A 25,385-nucleotide genomic window follows, 5' to 3' on the forward strand; every position below is an offset into this window, starting at 1 on the left:
GATTTCGTGACCCGCAATCCGGCTCGCTAGATTGCGGACGTACACAGGGCGCGTCGGAAGGTCGGACTGATGGTGGATCAGCTGCTCCGCGAGGAGGTCGTCTCGGCGCGGCGGATCGTGGTGAAGGTCGGCTCCTCCTCGCTGACCACCGCCGCCGGCGGACTCGACGCGGACCGGGTGGACGCCCTGGTCGACGCGCTGGCCAAGCTGCGCCGCCGCCCGGACGCGCCGGAGCTGGTGCTGGTCTCCTCCGGCGCGATCGCGGCCGGCCTGGCCCCGCTCGGCCTGGAGAGGCGCCCCAAGGACCTGGCCCGGCAGCAGGCCGCGGCCAGCGTCGGCCAGGGGCTGCTGGTGGCCCGGTACACGGCCTCCTTCGCGCGCTACGGGGTGCGGGTCGGGCAGGTGCTGCTGACCGCCGAGGACGCCAGCCGCCGGGCCCACTACCGCAACGCCTACCGGACGCTGGAGCAGCTGCTGACGATGGGCGCGATGCCGATCGTCAACGAGAACGACACGGTGGCCACCGCCGAGATCAGGTTCGGCGACAACGACCGGCTGGCCGCGCTGGTGGCCCACCTGGTCCGGGCCGACCTGCTGGTGCTGCTCTCCGACGTGGACGGCCTGTACGACGGCGACCCGGCCAAGCCCGGCACCAGCCGGATCGAGCTGGTGCGCGGCCCGGAGGACCTGGCGGGCGTCGAGGTCGGCAGCGCCGGCAAGGCGGGCGTCGGCACCGGCGGCATGGTCACCAAGGTCGAGGCGGCCCGGATCGCCACCGGCGCGGGCATCCCGGTGGTGCTGACGGCGGCCAGCCAGGCGGCCGACGCGCTGGCCGGCCGGCCCACCGGCACGCTGTTCCGGCGCACCGGCAGCCGCTCCGCCGACCGGCTGCTCTGGCTGGAGCACGCCTCCTCCCCGCGCGGCTCGCTGACCCTGGACGACGGGGCGGTGGCGGCCGTCGTGCACGGCGGGAAGTCCCTGCTGCCGGCCGGGGTGACCCGGGTGGAGGGCGAGTTCGCCGCGGGTGATCCGGTCGACCTTCTTGGCGAAAACGGTCACATCGTCGCCCGCGGACTGGTCAACTTTGATGCGAGGGAGTTGCCCCGTCTGCTCGGCCGGTCCACCCGAGAACTGGCCCAGGAGCTCGGTGCCGCGTACGAACGCGAGGTCGTCCACCGCGACGACCTGGTCGTGCTGCGCGGCTGAGCGCGGGCGGCGGGGCCGGTACGGGGGGTGGGAGCAGCGGGCCGGGGGGTCCGCGCGACACGCTGAATGGGAGGCCGCCGGTGGTTCGCAGGCGGGAGGAAGCGCTGCCGGGGCAGAGGCCCGAGCGGCGGCTCACCAGCATCGAGGGCGGCCGGGACGTCGAGCAGCGGGAGGCCCCGCGGGAGGCTCCGCGCGAGCAGGCCCGGATGTGGCACGTGGTGCTGAGCGTGGCGGGCGCGGCGACACCGCTGCCGGAACTGCGGACGGCACTGGAGAAACTGGCGCACGACCACTCGTTCTTCCTGACCGCCCGCTACGCCGCGGACCACGCCGAGGTCCGCTACTGGGAGGAGGCGCGGGACCTGCACGACGCGGCGGCGATCGCGCTGCGGCTGTGGGGCGAGCACAAGGCCAGCGCGAAGCTCCCGGCCTGGGAGATCGTCGGCCTGGAGGTGGTGGACCGCCCGACGTACCACAAGCGGGTCGCGGAGGGCTTCGGGGCCCCGCCGCCGCAGCTCGGCGGGGTGCACCCGTACTGACCCCCGGCGGGCGGCTTCCGGTCGTGCTCCCCGGCCGTGCTCCCCGGCCGTCCTCCCCGGTCGTGCTCCCCGGCCGTGGTCCGTGCCGTGCTTCCGGGCGGTCGACCGGGGGCGTGCTCCCGGGCCGGGCGTCTCAGCGGGCGAAATGCGCGCCGGAACGGGGCGGTCGGCTCGCTAGGCTTTGCGGCATGAGCGATCTCACCGCCACCGCCGACAGCCCCGTCCTCGCCGCCGCGCGCCGTGCCCGGGAGGCGGCCGCCGCCCTCGCGCCAGTGCCGCGCTCGGTGAAGGACGCCGCGCTGCTGGCGATCGCGGACGCGCTGGTCGAGCGGGCCGACGAGATCACCGCCGCCAACGCGGAGGACGTCGAGCGGGCCCGCGCGGCCGGCACCGCCGAGTCGGTGATTGACCGGCTGACGCTGACCGGGGAGCGGATCGCCGCGATCGCCGCCGACGTCCGCAGCGTGGTCGGCCTGCCCGACCCGGTGGGCGAGGTGGTCCGCGGCTACACCCTGCCCAACGGCCTCGACGTGCGCCAGGTCCGCGTCCCGCTGGGCGTGGTCGGCATCATCTACGAGGCCCGGCCGAACGTCACGGTGGACGCCGCCGCGCTCTGCCTGAAGTCCGGCAACGCGGTGCTGCTGCGCGGCTCGGGCTCCGCGTACCGCTCCAACACCGCGCTGGTGGAGGTGCTGCGCGCGGCGGTGGCCGGCGCGGGCCTGCCGGCCGACGTGATCCAGCTGGTGCCGGGCGAGAGCCGCGAGTCGGTGCAGGAGCTGATGCGCGCCCGCGGCCTGGTCGACGTGCTGATCCCGCGCGGCGGCGCCTCGCTGATCCGCACCGTGGTCGAGGGCTCGACCGTCCCGGTGATCGAGACCGGCACCGGCAACTGCCACGTGTACGTGGACGCCCAGGCCGACCTGGCGATGGCCGTCGGCGTGCTGCTGAACTCCAAGGCGCAGCGGGTGAGCGTCTGCAACTCGGCCGAGACCCTGCTGGTGCACCAGGACGTCGCGGACGCCTTCCTGCCGCTCGCGCTGGCCGCGCTGGCCGGGGCCGGCGTCACCGTGCACGGCGACGACGCGGTGCTCAAGGCCGCCGAGGGCACCGGGGTGACGGCCGTCCCGGCGACCGAGGAGGACTGGGGGACCGAGTACCTGTCGTTGGACCTGGCCGCCGCCGTGGTGCCCTCGCTGGAGGCCGCGGTGGAGCACATCCGCCGCTACTCCTCGGGCCACACCGAGGCGATCGTCACCGGCTCGCAGCCGGCCGCCCGCCGCTTCACCCAGCTCGTCGACTCCACCACGGTGGCCGTCAACGCCTCGACCCGGTTCACCGACGGCGGCGAGTTCGGCTTCGGCGCGGAGATCGGCATCTCCACCCAGAAGCTGCACGCCCGCGGCCCGATGGGCCTGCCGGAACTGACCAGCACCAAGTACATCGTCACCGGCGACGGGCACGTGCGCGGCGAGGCCCGGCAGACCGTCGGCGGCTGAACCCGCGGCAGGGGCGTGCGGGGCGGTGGGGGCCCGCGCGGCCGAATGCCGTAGCCCGTCCGGACCCGATCGGCCGGACCCACAGACAAAAGCCCCGGCCGGTAATACATTGAATCCGTGGCTGAGGATGTGGGGGGCTCGCCGTACTCCGACGGCGCCGACCACGGTGGTGCGGACGACGAGTTCGCCACCGTGGTCTTCGACGAGAGCTTCGTCCGCTCCGCCGCCGTGCACGAGCCGAGCGCCCGGGAGCGGCAGCTCGCCGCCGCCGAGGCCCGGCTCGAACCGGAACAGGCCGGTGCGGCCCGGAGCCACGAGTTCACCGAATCCGCCGAGTTCGCCGGCGGGAGCGAGGCGCTGCCGCTGGAGCTGCGCCCGCTGCCCGGCGGACTCGACGAGGACCGCTTCTACCCCGACCCGTGGTCCGGGTGCGACCGGCAGGAACGGCGCACCCGCCGCTCCCGGGTCCGCGCCTTCGACCCGCTGCGCGGCGGTACGGTCGCCCAGCAGCGCTGGCACCGGCCGGTGGCCTGGGTGCTGGCCCTGGTGATGGGCGTCGGCCTGGTCGCGCTGTCGGTCGCCGCGGTGTACCGGGGCGTCGGCGGGGCCGGGCAGGACTCGCCGGCCCGGCCGGCCAGCGGCAGCAGCAGCCAGCCCAAGGACAGCGGCGCCCCGTCCGGGACCGCCTCGTCCGGGGGCGTCCCGTCCGCGGTACCGGTGCAGCCGTCCGCGGTGGCCGCCGTCCCGGTGGGCTGACGCCCCTCAGGGGCGTCACGCGCCGTCGCGCGCCCGTTACCCGCGCCCCCTCGTCGCGAGCGGCCCGCGAGTCTACCCTGGTGTCATGGGTGACCCGCGCGAGCCTCCTGGGGGCACGCCCGAGGGTGGTTCCAACGATGACGAGTTCCGGTCCGTCGTCTTCGACGAATCGTTCGTCCGGGCTGCCCGGATCCAGGAGCTGTCCGCGCAGGAGCGGCTGTCGGGCGCCCCGGGCCGGGCCACCCGGCCGCGCGGCTGGGGCTGGCTGGCCGTGCCCCGGCAGGCCATCGCCCTGTTGCTGGTCGTCGCGCTGGCGTTCGCCGCGGCCGTCTACTTCGGGATCAGCTCCCCGCGCGGGGAGGTCGCCCCGCCCAGCGGCACCCAGCTGAGCGTCAGCCTCACCCCGCTCGCCCCGGCCGGGGCGGTCACCGCGGCCGCCGACCACGCCGACCCGTTCGCCGGGCTGCCCGCCGGGTACGCCGACGGCCCGGCCGGGCTCGGGCTGCCGACCGCCACCGCCACCGCCCACTTCACCGGCTCCCAGGTGCAGCGGGCCCTGGACTCCGTCCAGCACTACCTGGTGGCCTCCGAGCTGAACCCGGCCACCCTGACCGCCAACGAGACCGCGCAGGTCCGCAACCTGCTCACGGCCGGCGAACTCGCCCAGTACGACGACAGCACGAACTCGCCCCGGGACGACCAGCACCACGACGCCACCGGCTGGATGGTCCGCTTCGACCCCGGGCAGGTCGCGCTGGCCACCGACACCGTCAAGGCCGCCGGCAGCATCCACATCGGCGAGCTCGACAGCGACACCCTGCAGGTCACCACCGACCACACCCTGGTGTACGCGCTGCGCCCGGCCGGCACCACCAGCGACCCGTCGGTCACCCTGTACGCGGTGCGCCGGGCGGTGCGCATCGACATCGACCGGGCCGACCTGGACATCGGCCGGCTGCGGGTGGTCGACGCCGCCGTGCAGGCCGGGCCCAGCTCCTGCGCGGCCGGGCAGAGCGACTACCTGCAGCCGATCCTGGCCACTGCGGCGGGCGTCCGCCCGAGCACCCCGCCGGTCGTCGACCCGACCGACCACGGGCGGCCGGCCTGGCAGTCCTGCGGAGTGCTCGGGCCGATCACCGGCTGAACCGGCCGGTGCGCGAGGGTTCGGCCGGGCGGTCGTCGGATCGGTCCGGTCAGTCCTGCGGCTCGCCGTCCTTGGTGCTGTCCTTGGTGCCGCTGCCGCTGCCGCTGCCGTTGCCGCGGCCGGCGCCCGCGAAGGTGTCGCGGAGCTTGCCGCCGACCGTGCCGACGCCGTTGCCCAGGTCGCGCAGCAGGCCCATCAGCGGGTCCTTGCTCTCCTTCACCGACTGCGAGTACGACTCGGCGGCGGCCTTCCACTGCGCGCCGACCGTGGTCTCCGGGTCGTCGCCGCGGCGCGGGTACGCCCCGGCCAGGATCGAGCGGTACTCCTCGCTCTCCGCCCACTTCTTCAGCTGGGCCACCCGGGTCACCGCGAAGGGGTGGGACTGCGGCAGCACCTGGAGCAGCTTCAGCACGCTGTCGCGCAGGTCACCGGCCTTGTCGTACTCCGCGGCCTGCTCCAGGAACGCGTCCACGTTCATCTCCGCCAGGTGCGCGCCGCCGGCCAGCTTCATCAGCGACCGCATCGACGCCTGCAGGTCCTGACCGGCCAGCAGGCCGGCCCGGTCGCTGGACAGCTCGGCCTTGCGGAACCACTCCTTGAGCGCGGTGATCAGCGCGGTGATCGCCAGGTTGCCCAGCGGTATCCAGCCGATCCGGGCCGCCAGGTTGGTGAGGATCATCAGCATCGTCTGGTAGACGGCGTGCCCGGACATCGCGTGGCCGACCTCGTGGCCGATCACCGCCCGCAGCTCCTCCTCGTCCATCAGCTCGACCAGCCCGGTGGTGACCACGATCACCGGGGTCTCCATGCCGATGCAGTACGCGTTGACCTTCGGGTCCTGGGAGACGTACAGCTCCGGGACCTTCTCCAGGTCCAGCACGTACGCGGCGTCGCGGACCATGTCGTACAGCTCCGGGAACTGACGCTCCGACGTCTTGACCGCGGTGGCCAGGAACAGCAGGCGCACGCTGCGCTCCGACACCAGGCCGGCCAGCTTCTTCAGGATGTCGTCGAAACCGGAGAGCTTGCGCAGCGCCACCAGCCCCGAGCGGTCCGCCGGGTGCTCCCAGGCCCGGGTGGAGATGTCCGGGAAGCGCTGGCGGCGGCGGCTCGGTGCGGAACCCTTGGTCATGTCGGTCATTGAGTACCTCTCCTGGATCGACGCCGGCACCGGCACCTGTGGCCGGCCCCCGCTGCTTTCCACTTCAACGTCGGTGTGTCCGTACTCGTCCCCGCGGTCACGCTACGCCGTCCGCGCCGCGGCCGGTGAGGGCGGGGACGGGCCTTCCCGGCCGCTTCCCGGCCGCGTCCCGGCCGCTCCCCGCCCGTGGCCTGGCCGCTGCCCGTCCGCTCGGGGACACTCCGGGGGTGCCGGGCCGGGGCGGCGGTAAACGGGACTACGCTGGCTCTGCCGTACCGAACAAGGAGCCCCGTGATGACCTCTGCCGACCTGGTCCAGCTCGCCGGACCGATCTCCACCGAGAACGGCCCCGGTCTGTTCCTGCGGTTCATCCTGATCGCCTCCTTCGTCGGAGTCGGCCTGATGGTGTGGGCGCTGGCCCGGGCGAACCGCGACGGCGCGAAGCGCGACGCGGCCCGTGAGTCCGCCGGCGAGGCCGAGCGGACCGGGGCGACCGGGCGCACGGCCGACGACCTGAGCTGATCTGACCTTGGGCCGACCTGGCCTTGGGCCGACCTGGCTTTGGGCCGTCCTGGCTTTGGGCTGACCGGACTGCCCCGGCGCCGGGTTCGGGCCCGGGCCGTCGGGCCGCCCGGGTCGTCGGGGCTGTCGGAAGACCGGTCGGAAGGCTGGTCGGAGCGCCGGGCGGGCCGTGGGTGCCGGGCCTTGTGGACGCCCGTTCCCGGTGCGGGCGTCGCGTCGCCGACCGGACGACGGTTCACGGGTGGTCAGACGCGGTGGGCCGCCGCGCGGTTGCGTGTCGGGCCCCCGTACGATGAGCGCGCGGGCCGTACGGTCCGTGACCGCCTGGTCCTCACACCGAGCCGAGAAGGTCCCGCCGATCATGAGCCCTGCTGCCCTGCCCGCCATCGTCCACCTCGCCGAGGAGGGCGGTAACCACGACAGCCTCAACCCCCTGCTGACGGGTGGCGCGGCGCTGTTCATCCTGCTGCTCCTGCTGTTCATCACCACCCGCTTCAACCGCGACCGCTGACCCCGGTCGCACCGCCGCCCCGTCCGCCGCGCGTCCGCGGCCCCCGGGGTGGCGGAGCGCGGTGCGGCCGGGGCCCGTCGACGGGCGGAATCCCCGGGACATCCGGGTCGCGTAAGGTGTGGCGCCATGAGAGAGCAGGTCGAGACCTCCGGGACGAACGTGGCGCCGGGCACCTCCGCGCCAGGCACCCCGGCAGCTGACGCTCCGGCGGTGGACGCTCCCGCGACGAACGCTCCGGCCGTGGGCACACCGGCTGCGGGCGCCCCGGCCGCGGGCGCGTCGCCCGTGGACACGCCGCCCGTGAGCGCACCGGCCGTGGACGCACCGGCTGTGGACGCACGGGTGCCGGGAGACGCTCCGCGCAGGCGGCGGCTGGGCGTGATGGGCGGCACCTTCGACCCCATCCACCACGGCCACCTGGTCGCCGCCAGCGAGGTGGCGAGCGCCTTCCAGCTGGACGAGGTGATCTTCGTCCCCACCGGGAAGCCCTGGCAGAAGTCCGACCGCCAGGTCTCCCCGGCCGAGGACCGCTACCTGATGACGGTGATCGCCACCGCCGAGAACCCCCAGTTCTCGGTCAGCCGGATCGACATCGACCGCAACGGCCCCACCTACACCGTCGACACCCTGCGCGAGCTGCGCGGCCTCCACCCCGACGCCGAGCTCTTCTTCATCACCGGCGCCGACGCCCTCGCCCAGATCATCTCCTGGCGCTCCTCCGAGGAACTCTTCGACCTCGCGCACTTCATCGGCTGCACCAGGCCGGGCCATACTCTCTCCGACACCGGCCTGCCGGTCGGCGGCGTCTCGCTGGTCGAGGTGCCCGCACTCGCCATCTCCTCCACCGACTGCCGGGTGCGCGTCGCCAAGGGCGAACCCATCTGGTACCTGGTGCCGGACGGCGTGGTCCGATACATCCACAAGCGGGCGCTGTACGCGTCGGCCCGGCCTTGATGCCCCCGGGAGGGACGACGTGACCGGAACGTCCGACGACCAGAACTGGTTCGGCCAGCACCCCCAGCCCCGCCCGCCCCACCCCCACCCCCAGCAGCAGCCGCCGTCGCCGCAACAGCAGCAGCCCGGGTACTACCCGCAGCAGGGCTACGAGCAGCAGGGCTACGAGCAGCAGGGGTACGAGGGCTACGAGCAGCAGCCGTACGGGCAGCAGGTACAGCCGCCGCAGCAGCAGCCGTACGGGCAGGGCGGTCAGTACGACCAGTACGGCGGTAGCCAGTACCAGCAGCCCGGGGGGTACCCGCAGGTCCCGTACGGCGAATACGGCGACGGCGGGCAGCAGGCCGCCGCGCCCGGGTACCCGGCGCAGGGCTACGACCAGGGCGGGTACGAGCAGTCCGGGTACGGGCAGGGCGGCTACGGGCAGTCCGGGTACCCGGGTCAGGGCTACGAGCAGTCCCCCGGTTACGGGCAGGGCGGATATGAGCCGCAGGGATTCGAACAGGGCGGCTACCAGGGGCAGTTCGACGACCCGCGGCAGGGCGGCGGTCAGCAGGGCGGGGACGCGTACGGGCAGCAGCCCTACGACCCCTCCTACGGGCAGCAGCAGCCCGAGTCGGGGCGCTCCCCGCAGTCGACCGCGACGCAGGCCCCCGGGCAGGTGCCCGGACAGGCTTCCGGGCCCGGGTCCGAGCGTGCGGCCGGGCGTGCGGCCGGGCGCGGGGTGCCGCCGGTGAGCCCGGTGGCGGGGCCGGCCGCCGCCGGGGTGGTGCCGCCGCGGACGCGTCCGGGGGCGGCGGGCTCGGCCGGGTCGGTCGGGTCGGTCGGGTCGACCGGAACGGCTGCGTCGGCGGAGGAGCCGTCCGAGCTGGTCGGTGGCCGGGCGGCGGCGGCCCGGGCGCAGGCCAAGGGCGGGGACTCGTACACCACGGGCGAGTTCAGCTTCGTCGACGAGCAGACGGAGGAGTCCGAGGACGCGATCGACTGGCTGAAGTTCGCCGAGTCGCGCAGCGAAGTACGGGCCGAGCGCCGGCGGCGGCTGCGCAACCGGCTGGTCTCGCTGCTGGTGGTCGTGGCGGTGCTGGCGTCCGGCACGGTGGGCTACCTGTGGTGGAGCGGGAAGCTCGGCGGCGGGGACGACGCGGCCGCGGCGGTCGGCGGCCGGTACGTCAACGTGGTGCACCTGTACGACCCGCAGGGCAAGATCACCACCGCCCTGCTGGTCGACGACGAGGGCGGCAGGAAGGCCACCGTGCTGCTGCTGCCGGACGCCCTGCAACTGCCCAGCAACGGCGCCTCCGCCACCACGACGATGAGCAAGGCCCCGTCGGAGCTCGGCGCCTCCGCCACCCGCGACGGCCTCTCCGCGGTGCTCGGCGCCAAGGTGGCCGGCACCTGGCGGCTGGACACCCCCTACCTGCTGCTGCTGGTCACCCAGCTCGGCGGCGTCAAGGTGGACACCAACGCCGAGGTGCGCGAGGGGAACAAGGCGGACGGCAAGGTGCTCGCCCCGGCGGGCAAGGACGTCCTGCTGAGCGGGCACGCCGCCGTCGCCTACGCGACCCTGCAGGCGCCCGGTGAGACCCCGGACGCCCAACTCGCCCGGTTCGGCCAGGTGATGGCCGGGGTGATCAACGCCATGCCGACCACCATGGCGGAGGCCACCGACGACGTGCACCGGATGAACATGGTCCCCGACCCGTCGCTCCCCGAGAGCGCGCTGGCCGGCGTGCTGGTCAACCTGGCCAAGCAGGCGAAGGCTGGGCACCTGTCCACCGCCGTGCTCACCACCAAGCCCGACGGCACCCTGGACGACGCCACCGCGGGCAAGCAGGTGAAGGAGATCCTCGGCGGTGCCATCGGCAGCGCCAAGGGCACCGGCGGTTCCACCCGCGTCACCGTGGTCAACGCCTCCGGCAGTGAGACCTCGGTGGCCGCCGCGCAGGTCGCGGTGATCAACGCGGGCATGGACGCGCTGCCGTCCAGCGCCAAGGCCACCGAGCAGGCGACCTCCGAGATCCGCTACACCGACGACGCCAAGCAGTCGGCGGCCCTCACCCTGGCCACCAGCATGGGTCTGCCGGACTCCGCGGTGAAGAAGGTCACCGACGCGCAGAACGCGGACCTGGTGCTGGTGGTCGGCAAGGACTACCAGCCGCCGTCCCAGAAGACGCAGTGAGCGGGGGCGGCCGCGCGGGGGCGGCCGGGGTGCCGTCGAGGCGCCGTTGAGGCGGGGTCGGAGCCCCCGGGCGGAAAACGCTCGGGGGCTCCGTCGCGTTCGTGAGATCCTGGGAGGGTATCCCCACAGCCGAGCCGGAAGAGCAACGTGACCGTCACCGACCGAAGCCAGGAACTGATCACCGTCGCCGCACAGGCGGCGGCCGACAAGCTGGCGCACGACATCATCGCCTTCGACGTCAGCGAGGTGCTGTCGATCACCGACGCCTTCCTGATCGCCTCCGCCGCCAACGACCGCCAGGTGCGATCGATCGCCGAGGAGATCGAGGACCAGCTGCGCGAGAAGCTCGACATCAAGCCGGTGCGCCGGGAGGGCGAGCGCGAGGGCCGCTGGATCCTGCTCGACTACCTGGACATCGTGGTGCATGTCCAGCACTCCGAGGAGCGCTCCTTCTACTCGCTCGACCGCCTGTGGAAGGACTGCCCCGAGCTGCCGCTCCCCGAGGACGCGCTGGCCACCCGGAACCGGCCGGAGAACGCCGTCACCGACGCCGCCGGCAACGCCGTCTCCGGGGGCGACCTCTGAGCCGCCCGGCGGTCTGGCCGCGCATCGTCTTCTGGCGGCACGGCCAGACCTCCTGGAACCTCGAATCGCGGTTCCAGGGGACGACGGACATCGAGCTCACCGACCAGGGCGTCTTCCAGGCCCAGCGGGCGGCCCGGCTGCTCGCCGGGCTCCGGCCCGACCTGCTGATCTCCTCCGACCTGCAGCGGGCCCGGCGCACCGCCGCCGAGCTCGCCGGGCTCACCGGCCTCGAGGTGCACCACCACGAGGGCCTGCGGGAGACCTACGCGGGGGAGTGGCAGGGGCTCACCAACGCCGAGATCCGGGCCCGGTACCCGGAGCAGTACGCGGCGTGGGCGAACGGCGAGCAGGTGCGCCGCGGCGGCGGCGAGCTGGCCACCGAGGTGGCCGACCGGGCCGTCCCGGTGGTGCTCGACGCGGTGGACAAGCTGCCGGAGGGCGGCACCCTGGTGGTGGTCAGCCACGGCGGCACCATCCGCACCATGATCGGCCGGATGCTGGGCCTGGAGCCGCGGCTGTGGGAGCGCTTCGGCGGTCTCTCCAACTGCTGCTGGTCGGTGCTCGGCCAGGACACGCGCGGCTGGCGGCTGCTGGAGCACAACGCGGGAACGCTGCCGCAGCCGGTCATCGGCGACGAGACCTGACGGCCGCTTGACCCGGATTTCACAGTTCCGGCTCTGACCAGCTAGAGTCTTCCTCGTTCGCAGCGAGGAACGCAGACGGGAAACCGGGGGCGGGAGTCGCGGAACTGCGGGGCTATAGCTCAGTTGGTAGAGCGATTGCATGGCATGCAATAGGTCAGGAGTTCGATTCTCCTTAGCTCCACTCCGCACCGGTGGTCCGTGAGTGGTCGTCAGTGTCGCGGGGCTATAGCTCAGTTGGTAGAGCGATTGCATGGCATGCAATAGGTCAGGAGTTCGATTCTCCTTAGCTCCACAGCAGTTCCGCGAGGCCGCTGCCCGAACAGGGTGGCGGCCTTCGGCGTTTCCGAGGCTCGGCTCGGGGCTGAGGGCGGGGCCGGGCCTGGAGTTGGGCCCGGAGCTGGGTCCGGAGGGCGGGCCGGGGTCGGGGGAGGAGGCGGGGGAGGGGCCGGCCGGGGCTGTCGCGGGAGCGTCGGAACGGATTAGGGCCGGGGGCGTCGACCGTGTAGAGTTGTCGATGTCGCCGAGGGAAACCGCAGGTGACAGCGGTAACAGCATGGGGCTATAGCTCAGTTGGTAGAGCGATTGCATGGCATGCAATAGGTCAGGAGTTCGATTCTCCTTAGCTCCACAGCAGTCCGGAGGCCGTCCCGAGAGGGGCGGCCTTCGGTCGTTCACGGGACTCCCCTGCCGGGCGGTGCGCGGGGCCGCTACCGTCGTGGCATGGCCGACCTGGTGCGAAAACGGAACGACGAGCTCGCCCGGATACTCCACCAGCTCGGTTGGAGCCCGGAGCGGCTGGCCCGCGAGGTGAACGCGGTGCTCCCGGCCGGCCTGGCGATCAGTTCCACCGCGCCGTACAAGTGGCGGGACCGGGGCATGGTGCCGCGCTCGCCGCACGACCAGACCGTCTGCGAGGTGCTGGGCCGCAGCGTCGGCATCGCCGTCACCTACGAGCAGCTCTGGGGGCAGATGGGCTCCCATCGGGGCGCCAAGATGCTCTCGCCTCGGCTGCTGACCGACCCGTGGACCGCCGACACCGCCCAGACCGCACTCCGCGAGGCGGGCGCCGACGGCGCCCCGGTGCGCCTGACCGACCTGTTCCGCGGCGACGAACTGGAACAGGCGGCCCGGCACTGGGCCTCCCCGCCGCCGTCGGTCACCGGCGGGGAGGGGGCGCTGCGGATCGCCCCGGAGCAGCTGGCCGACCTGCGGCTGTCCTACGAATCCAAGCAGCGGCTGGAGCGCACCTACGGCGGCGGCCTGATCCTCGACCTCGCCAAGGCCGAACTCGCCATGGTGGGAAAGCTGTTGGAGCTCGGCAGCTACGACGAGGCGCTCGGCCGCGAACTCTACGGGGCAGCCAGCCGGCTGGCCCGGCTGGTGGGCTGGGCCAACTACGACATGGGCAACGACGCCGCCGCGCAGCGGGCCTTCGTCGCCGCGCTGCGGGCCGCGCACGTCTCCGGCGACCCGCGGCTCGGCGTCGGCGTGGTCGGCTGCCTCGCCGTCCAGGCGACGTACAACTCCGGCGGGCGGGGGCTGGACCCGGTGGCGATGCTCTCCACCGCGCTGCGCGCCGCCGACGGCGTGCTGACGCCCCGGGAACGCGCCCTGCAACTGGGTCGGATCTCCCGGGCGCACGGCCGCAAGGGGGAGCAGATCAGCGCGGAGGCGGTCGCCGAGCTGGCGTTCCGGGTGCTGGCGGACGCGACGGAGCACGTGCAGGAGCGGGCCGACCTGGAGGGGATGGTCGGCGAGGGGTACCTGCTGCTCGGCGAGCACGAGCAGGCGCGCGGCCTGCTGCTCACCGCGATCGGCTCGCTCTCGGTGGAGCGGGCCCGGGCCAAGGCGCTGCTGATGGTGCGCCTCGCCGACTCCTACCGCCGCACCGGGGAGCGGGCGGAGGCGGAGCGGACCGCGGAGCGGGCGCGACTGCTCGCGGCCGGCATGCAGTCGGCACGGGTGGCCCGGGCCCTGCGGGACTTCGACACCGCGATGCGCGCGGAGGCGTAGCCGCAGGCGGCTCGGGGCGCCGGACCGCGGGGCCGGGGCGTGCGGCCGGTGGGGACGCGGCGGGCCGGGGTGCGCGGCCGGGGGATTGACGCGGCGGCGCGAAAGCGGGTTGAAGGGGTGCGGTACCCTGAGCCCATGCGAACTGTGCGCCTGCTTCTTAGCCGGCCGCGCTGACCAGGACCGGCTTGAAGGCCGGAGTCGGCGTGGCGTCCCCTCCTGCGGAGGGGTTTTCTGCTTTCTACGGCCTGTTCGCTGACTGATGACGATGGAGCCTGAAGGACCATGAGCGAGACGACCCCCGCTTCCGGCGCGGCCGAAGCCGCCACCGAGCCTTTCCGCTACGGCGCCGCGCTGGCCGCCGAGATCGAGTCCCGCTGGCAGGACCTGTGGGAGAAGGAGGGGACGTTCAACGCCCCCAACCCGACCGGCCCGCTGGCCGACGGCTCGCCCGTCGCCGCGAAGCCCCACAGCTTCATCATGGACATGTTCCCGTACCCGTCGGGCTCGGGCCTGCACGTCGGCCACCCGCTGGGCTACATCGCCACCGACGTCTACGCCCGCTTCCAGCGGATGAACGGGCACAACGTCCTGCACACCCTGGGCTACGACGCCTTCGGCCTGCCCGCCGAGCAGTACGCGGTGCAGCACGGCGTGCACCCGCGGGTGTCCACCGAGGACAACATCGCCAACATGCGCCAGCAGCTGCGCCGGCTGGGCCTGGGCCACGACTCGCGCCGGTCGATCTCCACGATCGACCCCGAGTACTACCGCTGGACCCAGTGGATCTTCCTGCAGATTTTCAACTCCTGGTACGACGAGGCCGCCGGCAAGGCCCGTCCGATCGCCGAGCTGGTCGCCGAGTTCGAGTCCGGCGAGCGCGAGGTGCCGGGTGGCCGCGCCTGGGCCGAACTGTCCGGCGTCGAGCGCGACGAGGTGCTGGGCGAGTACCGGCTGGCCTACTCCAAGGAGGTGCCGGTCAACTGGTGCCCCGGCCTGGGCACCGTGCTGGCCAACGAGGAGGTCACCGCGGACGGCCGCTCCGAGCGCGGCAACTTCCCGGTGTTCAAGTCGAACCTGCGCCAGTGGATGATGCGCATCACCGCCTACGCGGACCGCCTGATCAACGACCTGGACCTGCTGGACTGGCCCGAGGCGATCAAGCTGCAGCAGCGCAACTGGATCGGCCGCTCCGAGGGCGCCCGGGTGGACTTCGCGGTCGGCGGCGACACCGTCACCGTCTTCACCACCCGCCCCGACACCCTGTTCGGCGCCACCTACATGGTGCTGGCCCCCGAGCACGCCCTGGTCGACACGATCGTCCCCGCCGAGTGGCCGGCCGGCACCCGCGACGAGTGGACCGGCGGCGCCGCCCGCCCGGCCGACGCCGTCGCCGCGTACCGGGCGGCGGCCGCCGCCAAGTCCGACGTGGAGCGCCAGGCCGACGCCAAGGTGAAGTCCGGCGTGTTCACCGGCGCCTTCGCGGTCAACCCGGTCAGCGGCGAGCAGATCCCGGTGTTCATCGCCGACTACGTGCTGATGGGCTACGGCACCGGTGCGATCATGGCCGTCCCGGCGCACGACAGCCGCGACTTCGCCTTCGCGCAGGCGTTCAACCTGCCGATGCGCTGCGTCGTGCGGCCGACCGACGGCCGCGGCGAGGACCCGCACACCTGGGACGACGCCTTCGACACCTACGACTCGGTGCTGGTCAACTCCGAGCGCGACGGCCTGTCGCTGAACGGCCTGTCCGTGGTCGACGCCAAGGCCCGCGTCACCGCCTGGCTGGGCGAGCGGGGCATCGGCGAAGGCACCGTCAACTACCGCCTGCGCGACTGGCTGTTCAGCCGCCAGCGGTACTGGGGCGAGCCCTTCCCGATCGTCTACGACGAGACCGGCGCGATGCACGCGCTGCCCGAGTCGATGCTGCCGGTCGAGGTTCCCCAGGTGGACGACTACTCGCCGCACACCTACGACCCCGACGACGCCACCTCCTCGCCGAAGACCCCGCTGTCCCGCAACGAGGACTGGGTCAACGTCGAACTGGACCTGGGCGACGGCGTCAAGACCTACCGCCGCGAGACCAACACCATGCCCAACTGGGCGGGCTCGTGCTGGTACGAGCTGCGCTACGTCGACCCGGTCAACTCCTCCGCGGTGGTCGACCCGGCCAACGAGTCCTACTGGATGGGCCCGACCGCCGAGAAGCCGGCCGGTGGCGTCGACCTGTACGTCGGCGGCGCCGAGCACGCGGTGCTGCACCTGCTGTACGCCCGGTTCTGGCACAAGGTGCTGCACGACCTGGGCTACGTCTCCTCGGTCGAGCCGTTCCACAAGCTGTTCAACCAGGGCATGATCACCGCCGACGTCTACCGCGACGACCGGGGCTTCCCGGTGCCCGCGGCCGAGGTCGAGGAGATCGGCGACGAGTTCTTCTGGAACGGCGAGCAGGTCCGCCGCGAGGCGGGCAAGATGGGCAAGTCGCTGAAGAACGCGATCGCCCCGGACGAGTTCGCCGACGAGTACGGCGCGGACACGCTGCGCCTGTACGAGATGTCGATGGGCCCGCTGGACGTCTCCCGCCCCTGGGACGCCCGGGCCGTGATCGGCTCCTACCGCTTCCTGCAGCGGCTGTGGCGCAACATCGTCTCGGAGGTCACCGGCGAGCTGGTGGTGACCGAGGAGGAGCCGGACGAGGCGACGCTGCGCGCGCTGCACAAGGCGATCGACGGCATCCGCGGCGACATGGCCGGCATGCGGTTCAACACCGCCGTGGCCAAGGCCATCGAGCTGAACAACTTCCTGGTGAAGCGCGGCTCCACGCCGCGTTCGGTCGCCGAGCGGATCGTCCTGCTGATCGCCCCGCTGGCGCCGCACATCGCCGAGGAGCTGTGGCGCCGCCTGGGCCACGAGGAGTCGCTGGCCTTCGCGGACTACCCGGTCGCGGACCCGGCGTACGTGGTCGACGAGACGGTGACCTGCGTCGTGCAGATCAAGGGCAAGGTCAAGGCCCGCCTGGAGGTCTCGCCGTCGATCTCGGACGCCGAGCTGGAGGCGCTGGCCCTGGCCGACCCGGCCGTGGTCGCGGCCGTCGGCGGCGCGGAGGTGCGCAAGGTCATCGCCCGTGCGCCGAAGCTGGTGAACATCGTCACTGGCTGACGAGACCCGGGCCGACCCGCTGTCGGCCGGATCGGGCCGGTCACCCCCGCCGCGGGGTGGCCGGCCCTTCGCCGTCCACGGGCACGGGCGGGCCGGCAGCCGGAGAAGTGCGAACAAGGTGGCTCCGTTCTTCGTGCGTGGTTTTCGTGTGTGCTCTTCGTGTGCGGCCCTCGTGGGTGGCCTGCGGGCCCGGCCTTCGGATGCAGGCCGGGCAACGGGTCCGGCCTGGGCCGCAGGGTGCGGACACCGTCCGGGAGTAAGGGAGATCGCTTGGGGGACATCCCTGAGCTGTCCCTGATCTCGGGCCTGATGCATGCTCGCGACCTGCTGTCGGCCGCCGCTCCGGGCTACGGTGGAGGTTCCGGCGGACACGCGGACCGCACCGGGCGGTCCAGGGCCGGTCACGGGCGGAAGGTGGGCTCCCGATGGAAGCGCTCGGTGTAGTGGTGGCGCTGGTCGCGCTCTTCGGGGTGGCGCTGCTGGTGATGGCCGTGGTCGGGACGGTGAAGGCGGCGAAGGCGGTGGCTGCCAAGGTCGACCGGCACAGTGCCAACGCCCAGCGGGCGGTGGAGAACGCGGCCCTGAAGGCGAAGAGCATCACCAGGCCGGGGGAGCAGGGCCGGATCGCCGCGCTCCGGCTGTCCCTGCGCACCGCCCTGGACTCCACCCGCCAGGTCCTGGAGTCCGGCGTCCCGCAGGACGGCCAACTCGGCGACGCGCTTCAACTGCTCGCCCGCCTCGACTCGCACGCCGCGGAACTCGACTCCGAACTCCGCATGCTGGAGCGCGAGCCGCAGAACAGCCGGGTCGCCGCCAAACTCCCCGAACTGCGCGAGCGCGCTGAGCGGATCACCCACTCCGCGGACTCCCTGCGCTGGGCCGCCCAGGACCGGATGCGCCGCTTCGCCGACGACGAGCTCGCCCGCCTCGGCAAGGAGTGCCAGGACGAGGCCGGTGCTCTGCGCCACTGGACCCCCGCCGAGCCCACTGCCGCTGACGGCCTCGGCACCGCCTCGGCCCCCGCCGACGGAACGGACTCCCCGGGCACCGCCGCCTCCGCGGAGGAGCCCGCCGACCGCCGCAAGGGACTCGGCTCCAGCCGCCCGACCAGTGCCGAGGAACTGCTGGGGTTGGCCGCCGAGCCGCTCTCCCGCCTCGCCGACCGCCTCCGCAAGCCGAACCCAGCGGGACCCAACCGCCCCTGACCCCGCGTCACGAGACGGTCGCTTTCCGTGTGCGGAGAAATTACCCCACCCCCTGAGGGGCAAACCACCGAATAACGAGCGCTGTCTTCTCGGCCCCGCGGCGGGTAACCTCCGGCACATGCCCGGCCACCTCGCACTTGTCACGGATTCCACCGCGTATCTGCCCCAGCAGGCGGTGGACCGGCACCGCATCAGGGTGGTCCCGCTCAGCGTCGCGGTGGGTGACGAGGTCTTCGCGGAAGGCGTCGAGATTTCTCCGAAGGACGTCGCGGAGGCCCTGCGCTCCAAGCAGCGGGTGACGACTTCCCGCCCCAGCCCAGAGACCTTCGCCGCCGCCTACCGGGCGGCCGCCGAAGCCGGTGCGCGCGGCATCGTCTCCATCCACCTGTCGGCCGAGCTCTCCGGCACCGCGGAGGCTGCCCAACTGGCCGCCGCCGAGGTCTCGATCCCGGTCCGGGTGGTCGACAGCCGGCTCGTCGGCATGGCCCTGGGCAGCTGCGTCCTGGCCGCCGCCGAATCGGCCCAGGCGCTGGACGCGGCCCGGGCCGGTTCGGCGTCCGGTGGCGCAGGGGGAACCGTGGGCGGCCGGGGCGCAGCTGCCGATACCGATGCCGGCGCCGTCGAGGCGGACCTCGACCGGGTGGTCGCCGCCGCCGAGGACCGGGCCGCCGGCACCGCGAGCTTCTTCTACGTCGACACCCTGGAGCACCTGCGGCGCGGGGGCCGGATCGGAACCGCCCAGGCACTGGTCGGCTCCGCACTGGCGGTGAAACCACTGCTGCACCTGGCCGGAGGGCGGATCGAGCCGCTGGAGAAGGTCCGCACGGCCTCCCGGGCGATCGCCCGGCTGGAAGAGATCGCCGTCGAACGCGCGGGTCAGCAGTCGGTGGACATCACTGTCCACCACCTGGCCGCCGAAAACCGGGCCGAACCACTGGCGGAACGGCTGCGGGAACGGGTGCCCGGGCTGAAAGAGCTCTACGTCAGCGAGGTCGGCGCTGTGATCGGCGCGCACGTCGGCCCTGGATTGCTGGCCGTAGTGGTCTCTCCGATCGTCGCATCGTCGTACTGAACCCCGCTGGAATCACTCGTTCGAGCGACAAGAGTTATCCACAAGCCGGAGTTATCCACAGGGGTGGGCGAATTCTCCGACGGACCGTCAGCACCGTTCTACTGTCCTCGCCATGAGGACCATCACCACCCCCCGAGCCCGTCGCCGTCTGGCCATCGCAACCGCCCGGGTCCGTCTCGACCGGATCCTCCCGGCAGACCTGCCCGCCGACTCCGACCTCCTCGCGCTCGAACTGCCTTCAGCGGCAGCGAACGGTCCGCCGCTGCGGTCGGCGCACGACGCGGAGGCCGATTCGGCGACGTTCTCGGAATGCCGGCTTGAAGGCGCCGCGACAGTTGAACCCTCTGCTCCGGTGCGGACGGAAGTGCCCGTGGCGCCGAGAGCCGATTCGCCGCCGGAGCGAGATCCTCCCAGCGGCGGAGCGTCGGTTCCGGACGGCGCCGACCCGCTGGACGGCGCTTCCTCTCCGGAGTGGCCCGCCAACTTCCATCCGTTCGACGACAGCTGGGCCGACACCCCGTCGGACCTGGACCTGACGCCACCCGAAGCTCCACCGACCCCGAACCCCGCCGCCGTGTCCCACACCACCCCGCCGAAACTGCCCCTGCGGTTCCGCCTCCCGGGCGCGCTCGCCCTCGACCGCCGGGCCGTACTCGGTCTGACCGTTCTGCTTGTCCTCGCCACGGGCTACGCCGTCCAGCACTTCTGGCTCGGCCGACCGCACCCCGTTTCCGTCCCCGCCGTCGCGACAGCCGAATCCGTCTCTGATCGGACCACGGAAGGAGCGCCAGTACTCCAGCCGACCGGACCGCCCCTCGTCATCGATATCGCCGGGAAAGTCCAACACCCCGGCCTGCGAACCCTCCCCGCGGGTTCAAGGGTCGCCGATGCCCTGACCGCCGCCGGCGGCCCGCTCCCCGACACCGACACCAGCCTCCTCAACCTCGCCCGCCTACTGACCGATGGAGAACAGATCCTCGTAGGCACCGACCCCCTCCCCGGCGGCGCAGCCACGGGCGGCGCCCCCGCAGGCCCCGTGAGTCTCAACCGCGCCGGCGCGGACCAGCTCGACACACTCCCCGGCGTGGGGCCCGCACTGGCCCAACGCATCCTCCAGTACCGCCTCGCCCACGGTCCCTTCCAATCCGTCGACCAACTCCGCCAAGTCCCCGGCATCGGCCCGCGGAAGTACGAGGACCTCAAGCCGCTCCTGACCCTCTGACCGGCCGCTCCCGCCAGGCTCGGCCAGGTACATCACCCACCCCGAGAACGCACGAGGAGGTTTCAGCTCGCTCCTGTTGCGCGCCCCGTCTTGTACCGCCACTGCGTGTCCTGGCAGGCAATCCCGCCGCCTGCCGACCAAGAGGCAGGGGGCGCGAGACCCGAATCACCGCCGTCGCCGCTCTGCTCGACCACGTCCTTCGCCCCTGCGGGTGGACGGCTCTGACCGCTCCGCCCGAGCTCTGACCGGGCCCACCCTCTGTGGTGAGGCCACCGCGACAAACACTGCTGCATTGCTGTCGGGAGGCTGCCCCTGCTCAGCTCTCGCTGCTCGGCGTGAGGTGAGCAGACCTCACGCCGAGTACAGCCCCGAAAACCGTTAAGCCCGCACGGCTTTACCGAAACAGTCGCCAAGTCGGCTTTACGGAAGGCTTGTTGGCCAACCACCGCATGGGCCCGAGCTTGCGCATACCCAAGTCCCCAGACGAATCGAGAGCATCAACCAGTTTTCCCGCCAAGGAGGGCGTATACGGAGGGAAACCACCGCTGCCTTGTTGACCACCCGCCGTTCACCGCCGCCCGCTGCCCTGCCGAAAGGAGGAGCTTCGATGCTGGCCGCGCCGCCTCTCGTCCACCACCGGACCGACTACCGACTGCTCCTCCCGGCTTGCACCGCATGGGCAGTGGCCGCCGCTGTCCTCGCCTTGGATCCGGACCGACACCCCCCGCTGCTGCTGGCCGCCCTGGCGGCTGCGCCGGTCTCCCTCGTCCTGCTCGCCACGAAAGGACCTCGTCGATCGATTCACCGCCTGACCGCAGCGGTCCTGCTGACCGCCGCCGCGGCGGCCACCACCACCGTCCTGCACACCGCAGACCTGCACCGCGGCCCACTGCCCGCACTGGCCCGTCCCGCCGCACCACCCGCTGCGGTCGGACAGCGGGTCGACGGTGGCGGACAGGGCGCTGCGCGGCAGCCGGTGGAAGAGAAACCTGTCAATCCCGAGATCACCGTCGAGCTGACCGTCACGGGCGATCCGAAACAGCACGGCTCGCACACCCAGGGCAGCTCCCTGTCCAGACCGACGCTCACCATCTCCGCACTCGTCACCCGAGTCCGTGCCGCTCCGCTTCCCCAGGGCGGCTCTCGGCCGCCGCCCATCGCGACCCGCACGCCTGTCACCCTGCTGGTCCGCTCCCAAGGCGACTACCCCTGGAGGCAGTTGACCCCATCCGTCGAACTGGAACTGCGGGCGGAGGTGCTGCCGGAGCGGCCACCGGCGGCCGGTGCGGCGGGAGGGAGGTCCCGGAGCGACAGCGCGGCGCTGCTCGTTCCTCAGGGGCAGCCGCGTGTCATCGCTCCGCCGAACCTCCCGCAGCGCCTCGCGGCCCACCTCCGCAAAGGACTTCGGGACGCCTGTGACCACCTTCCGCCGGACACGCGCGGGCTGCTCCCCGGGCTGGTGGTGGGTGACGTGTCGCGGCTGCCCGACGATCTGGCGGACGCGTTCCGGGCCACCGACCTTGGTCACCTGGTCGCGGTGAGCGGTGCCAACCTGGCGATCGTCCTGGCCGTCCTGGTCGGTGGCACGCCCAGTGAACCCGACACCCCAGGACGCGGTGGCCTGGCCGGGTTGCTGGGCCTCTCGTTCCGCACCACGGCGCTGCTCGGAACCGCGCTGACGCTGGCGTTCGTCACCGTCTGTCGGCCGGACCCGAGCGTGCTCAGAGCTGCGGCCACCGGGCTGATCGGTCTGCTCGCGCTGGCCACCGGCCGACCGCGGAGAGGCGTCCCCGCGCTGGCCGGCGCGGTACTGATCCTGATCCTGGTGGACCCGTACCTGGCCCGCTCGTACGGGTTCCTGCTCTCTGTGCTGGCCACGGCCGGGCTGTTGGTGCTCGGCCCGAGGTGGACGGCGGCGCTCCGGGCGCGCCGCTGGCCGCACCACCTGGCGGCGGCGGTCGGTGCCACCGCGGCGGCGCAGGCGTTCTGCTCGCCGGTCACCGTGCTGCTCGCGCCCCGGGTCAGCCTGGTCGGGGTGCCGTGCAACCTGCTGGCCGAGATCGCGGTCGCCCCGGCCACCCTGCTCGGATTCGGCGCGCTCGCGGTCGCACCCTTCTCCAAGGGGACCGCGGAGTTCCTGACGGACCTCGCGGCACTGCCGGTCGGCTGGTTGGCCGCTGTCGCGAGGCGCGGGGCGGAACTGCCGGGGGCCGAACTCGCCTGGCCCGCCGGGGCGCTCGGTGCGGTCCTACTGGTGGTGGTGATCGTGTCGCTGGCCTGGGCGGTGACACCGCTGCTGGCCGGCCGCCAGAGCCGACATCGGCGGACGAGAGCGTTGGTGGCGCTCGTGGTCGCCCTGCTGCTGCCGCTGGTGCTGCTGCGCCCGCCCTCCGTCGTCCGGCTGGCGACCGGGTGGCCCGCGTCGGGCTGGCGGCTGGCGATGTGCGATATCGGGCAGGGCGACATGACGGTCCTGCCTGTCGGACCGGGCACCGCCGTGGTGGTGGACGCCGGGCCCGACCCCAAGACGGCCGACGCCTGCCTGCGGGGCCTCGGGGTGACCAGGATCCCCCTCCTGCTCCTCACCCACTTCCATGCCGACCACGCGGAAGGCATCCCCGGCGTCCTGCGCGGCCGGTCGGTCGGGGCGATCGAGGTGACCACCTCGGACGAGTCGGACGGCGAACGCTCCCGGGTGCTCCGCTGGGCGGCGGGCGGCGGCATTCCGGTGATGCACGCGCGGCGCGGCGAACGGCGCACTGCCGGGGCCGAACTCACCTGGGAGGTCCTGTGGCCCACCTCGCCCCCGGCATCCGACGCCGAGGGGCCGAACAACTCCAGCATCGCGATCCTCGCGGTGCTCGGCCCGCCCGCGGCCCCATTGCGGGTCGCCCTGCTCGGAGACCTGGAACCTCCGGCCCAGTCCGCCCTGCTGGCACTCGGCGTGCCGCCGCCCCCATCCCCGGCCAAGTCTCCGTCTTCGGTGCTCGAACCAGGTGGTGAGCCATCAACTCAGCTGGAAGGTAGAGGGATTGAGGGTGCCGGCCTGGGCACGATTCGAAGCGGTCCGGGGCCGCCCGGGGTGGGACGGGTGGATGTCCTGAAGGTGGCGCACCACGGGTCGGCGAACCAGGACTGGTCGTTGATGGCCGCGCTCCGTCCGCGGTTGGCCCTGATCTCCTGCGGCGTGGGCAACCCGTACGGGCATCCGGCGCCCCAGACCGTGGCGGGGCTGAAGGCGCTGGGGGCGACGGTGGTCCGGACCGACAGTTCCGGGGACATCGCGGTTCTGGGTGACTCGCGGGACCTGGCCGTGGCGACGCACCCGCACCCGGTTCACGGTTGACCGGCCCCGCCCTGGTGTTGGTCCCGGCCCGGGGTTGGTCCCGGCCCGGGGCGGGACCGGGCCGGGGGACGGTCCGGAGCGGAAACGCCCGCCCGAACGGGTGGGGTACCTCGTTCGGGCGGGGCCAGGCGGTGACGAGGGGAGTGGCGGATGGGGCGGGACGTCAGCCCTGCTCCCGCCACCCGTCCTGTTCGGCGACGAGCTGGTCGAGTGCGCTCAGCAGGCGGGTGGTCCAGCCGTCCTCCTCGGGGGCCTCCACCACCACCAGCCACTGGGCGTCCTCGGCGTCGTCCTCCCCGGCGAGGGAGTCCCGGACCACCTCGACGTCGCCCAGTTCGGGCCAGCGCACACTCAACTCCTCAGCGACCTCCTCCGCCGCATCGCGGTCGGGGAGGACGAGCAACTGACGGTCATTGTTCTCGATCACGTCGTTATTGTCCTCGGCCCCGCAGCCGGTACGGCACCGGCCCCGCTTCCCCGGCGGGCGGCGCGCGGAGGGGCCAGGAGGCAGGGAAGGGAGGCGCCCGGTGCGGTAGGGGAAGGGGTGTGGCGCGGAAGGCTGTCCGTGTGGCGTGCGATCCTGGTAGGCGATGGCCAGGAAGAGTGCACCCGACGACCTGCTCGCCCCGCTGACCGTTGCGGTCGGCCAGGAGGAGCTGCTGCTGGACCGCGCGGTTGCCGAGGTGGTGGCGGCGGCCCGGGCGGCGGACCCGGACACGGACGTCCGGGACCTCGCGCAGGGGGCGCTGCAGCCGGGGCAGTTGGCGGAGCTCACCACGCCCTCGCTCTTCGCGGAGCGGAAGGTCATCGTGGTCCGGGCCGCGCAGGACCTCTCGGCGGACTCGGTCAAGGAGGTCAAGGCCTACCTGGAGTCGCCCGCCGAAGAAGTGATCATGGTGCTGGTGCACGCGGGCGGTGCCAAGGGCAAGGGGCTGCTGGACGCGGCGAAGAAGGCGGGCGCCCGGGAGGTCGCCTGCGCGAAGCTCACCAAGGCGAGCGAGAAACTGGCCTTCATCCGCAACGAGTTCCGCACCCTGGGGCGGGCCGCCAACCCCGAGGCGTGCCAGGCGCTGCTGGACTCGCTGGGCAGCGATCTGCGGGAACTGTCGGCCGCGTGCAGCCAGTTGACCGCCGACATCGAAGGCCCGATCGACGAGGCGGCGGTCGCCAAGTACTACAGCGGTCGCGCCGAGGCGACCGGCTTCGAGGTGGCCGACCTCGCGGTGACCGGCCGGGCCGCCGAGGCGCTGGAACGGCTGCGCTGGGCGCTGGCGGTCGGCCAGCCGCCGACCGGCATCACCTACGCCCTCGCCTCAGGCGTCCGCAGCATCGGCCGGCTCGCCTCCGCCGGCCGCAACATGCGGCCCGCCGACCTGGCGCGCGAGTTGGGCATGCCGCCGTGGAAGGTGGACCGGGTGCGCCAGCAGATGCGCGGTTGGACCGGCGACGGGGTGGCCGCCGCGCTGACCGCCGTCGCCCAGGCCGACGCCGCCGTGAAGGGCGGCTCCGACGACCCCGCGTACGCGCTGGAGCGCGCCGTCGTCGCCGTGGCCCGCGCCTCCCGGGCCGGTTCCCGCCCCTACTAGGCACTGGACCCGCGCACACCTGTCGGGGCGGGGAGTTGCCGGCCGGCTCGTGCCGGTGGGGCGCTCCGGGCCGGGGTGGGTTCGGGTGCTTCGCCGGTGCGTTCGGGC

At 73.1% G+C, this 25,385-nt stretch carries 20 protein-coding genes and 3 tRNA genes; 21 read left to right on the forward strand and 2 right to left on the reverse strand.

The genetic code is table 11. The annotated features are described in order from the left end of the window. The first annotated feature begins 69 nt into the window (after positions 1-69). The 5 genes from proB (at position 70) to ACIP60_RS20690 (ending at position 5,141) form a co-directional block, all read left to right on the forward strand. Positions 70-1,206, forward strand: coding sequence for a glutamate 5-kinase (gene proB, locus ACIP60_RS20670; RefSeq protein WP_400686500.1), 1,137 nt, complete (start codon positions 70-72; stop codon positions 1,204-1,206). 80 nt (positions 1,207-1,286) lie between these two features. Beyond that, on the forward strand, positions 1,287-1,745 hold the full coding sequence (locus ACIP60_RS20675; RefSeq protein WP_400686502.1) for a hypothetical protein: 459 nt from the start codon (positions 1,287-1,289) through the stop codon (positions 1,743-1,745). Between the two features lie 188 nt (positions 1,746-1,933). Next, positions 1,934-3,241: a glutamate-5-semialdehyde dehydrogenase gene (locus ACIP60_RS20680; protein ID WP_100836123.1), complete on the forward strand. Its 1,308-nt coding sequence runs from the start codon at positions 1,934-1,936 to the stop codon at positions 3,239-3,241. Positions 3,242-3,358: 117 nt separating this feature from the next. After that, entirely contained in the window at positions 3,359-3,997 is a 639-nt protein-coding gene (locus ACIP60_RS20685; protein ID WP_400686504.1) for a hypothetical protein, read from the forward strand. Between the two features lie 85 nt (positions 3,998-4,082). Further along, positions 4,083-5,141 carry a hypothetical protein gene (locus ACIP60_RS20690; protein ID WP_400686506.1) on the forward strand — a complete coding sequence of 353 codons (1,059 nt, stop codon included), beginning with the start codon at positions 4,083-4,085 and terminating at the stop codon, positions 5,139-5,141. Between the two features lie 49 nt (positions 5,142-5,190). Here the strand turns inward: ACIP60_RS20690 and ACIP60_RS20695 are convergent, their stop codons facing one another. Then, positions 5,191-6,282, reverse strand: a complete 1,092-nt coding sequence (locus ACIP60_RS20695; RefSeq protein ID WP_400686508.1) for a M48 family metallopeptidase — start codon at positions 6,280-6,282, stop codon at positions 5,191-5,193. Positions 6,283-6,576: 294 nt separating this feature from the next. Between ACIP60_RS20695 and ACIP60_RS20700 the strand changes: the two genes are divergently transcribed. The 15 genes from ACIP60_RS20700 to ACIP60_RS20770 all read left to right on the forward strand — a co-directional run bounded on the left by ACIP60_RS20700 (position 6,577) and on the right by ACIP60_RS20770 (position 23,691). After that, entirely contained in the window at positions 6,577-6,804 is a 228-nt protein-coding gene (locus ACIP60_RS20700) for a hypothetical protein (protein WP_100836119.1), read from the forward strand. Positions 6,805-7,165: 361 nt separating this feature from the next. After that, on the forward strand, positions 7,166-7,315 hold the full coding sequence (locus tag ACIP60_RS20705) for a hypothetical protein (protein WP_162870004.1): 150 nt from the start codon (positions 7,166-7,168) through the stop codon (positions 7,313-7,315). A gap of 126 nt (positions 7,316-7,441) precedes the next feature. Then, positions 7,442-8,269 (forward strand): nicotinate-nucleotide adenylyltransferase, encoded by an 828-nt coding sequence (nadD, locus tag ACIP60_RS20710; protein WP_400686511.1) that lies wholly within the window; start codon positions 7,442-7,444, stop codon positions 8,267-8,269. Positions 8,270-8,288: 19 nt separating this feature from the next. Further along, positions 8,289-10,448, forward strand: a complete 2,160-nt coding sequence (locus ACIP60_RS20715; RefSeq protein ID WP_400686513.1) for a LytR C-terminal domain-containing protein — start codon at positions 8,289-8,291, stop codon at positions 10,446-10,448. 147 nt (positions 10,449-10,595) lie between these two features. Next, entirely contained in the window at positions 10,596-11,033 is a 438-nt protein-coding gene (gene rsfS / locus ACIP60_RS20720) for a ribosome silencing factor (protein WP_100836116.1), read from the forward strand. Beyond that, complete coding sequence (locus ACIP60_RS20725) at positions 11,030-11,677, forward strand: histidine phosphatase family protein (RefSeq protein WP_400687008.1); 648 nt, start codon at positions 11,030-11,032, stop codon at positions 11,675-11,677. The genes rsfS and ACIP60_RS20725 overlap by 4 nt, the downstream gene beginning before the upstream one ends. 108 nt (positions 11,678-11,785) lie before the next feature. Beyond that, positions 11,786-11,858, forward strand: a tRNA-Ala gene (locus tag ACIP60_RS20730). Positions 11,859-11,896: 38 nt separating this feature from the next. Beyond that, a tRNA-Ala gene (locus ACIP60_RS20735) sits at positions 11,897-11,969 on the forward strand. Between the two features lie 263 nt (positions 11,970-12,232). Beyond that, a tRNA-Ala gene (locus ACIP60_RS20740) sits at positions 12,233-12,305 on the forward strand. A 92-nt stretch (positions 12,306-12,397) separates the two neighbouring features. Beyond that, the gene (locus ACIP60_RS20745; protein ID WP_400686516.1) at positions 12,398-13,690 is read left to right on the forward strand and encodes a hypothetical protein; all 1,293 of its coding nucleotides are present in this window, start codon (positions 12,398-12,400) and stop codon (positions 13,688-13,690) included. Positions 13,691-13,972: 282 nt separating this feature from the next. Then, a complete protein-coding gene (gene leuS, locus ACIP60_RS20750; protein ID WP_400686518.1) occupies positions 13,973-16,846 on the forward strand; it encodes a leucine--tRNA ligase in 2,874 nt (957 codons plus the stop codon). Positions 16,847-17,271: 425 nt separating this feature from the next. Beyond that, entirely contained in the window at positions 17,272-18,051 is a 780-nt protein-coding gene (locus ACIP60_RS20755) for a hypothetical protein (protein ID WP_400686520.1), read from the forward strand. Between the two features lie 118 nt (positions 18,052-18,169). Then, the gene (locus ACIP60_RS20760) at positions 18,170-19,123 is read left to right on the forward strand and encodes a DegV family protein (protein WP_400686522.1); all 954 of its coding nucleotides are present in this window, start codon (positions 18,170-18,172) and stop codon (positions 19,121-19,123) included. Between the two features lie 112 nt (positions 19,124-19,235). Further along, positions 19,236-20,345 (forward strand): helix-hairpin-helix domain-containing protein, encoded by a 1,110-nt coding sequence (locus ACIP60_RS20765; protein WP_400686524.1) that lies wholly within the window; start codon positions 19,236-19,238, stop codon positions 20,343-20,345. Between the two features lie 607 nt (positions 20,346-20,952). Beyond that, entirely contained in the window at positions 20,953-23,691 is a 2,739-nt protein-coding gene (locus tag ACIP60_RS20770; RefSeq protein WP_400686526.1) for a ComEC/Rec2 family competence protein, read from the forward strand. A gap of 163 nt (positions 23,692-23,854) precedes the next feature. On the opposite strand, the gene ACIP60_RS20775 is transcribed toward ACIP60_RS20770, so the two are convergent. Next, positions 23,855-24,118, reverse strand: coding sequence for a hypothetical protein (locus ACIP60_RS20775; RefSeq protein ID WP_400686528.1), 264 nt, complete (start codon positions 24,116-24,118; stop codon positions 23,855-23,857). A 163-nt stretch (positions 24,119-24,281) separates the two neighbouring features. On the opposite strand from ACIP60_RS20775, the gene holA reads away from it, so the two are divergent. Further along, positions 24,282-25,277, forward strand: coding sequence for a DNA polymerase III subunit delta (holA, locus tag ACIP60_RS20780; RefSeq protein WP_100836109.1), 996 nt, complete (start codon positions 24,282-24,284; stop codon positions 25,275-25,277). Positions 25,278-25,385: the final 108 nt, after the last annotated feature.

This window comes from Kitasatospora sp. NPDC088783, assembly GCF_044750705.1.
Taxonomy (GTDB): Bacteria; Actinomycetota; Actinomycetes; order Streptomycetales; family Streptomycetaceae; genus Kitasatospora; species Kitasatospora fiedleri.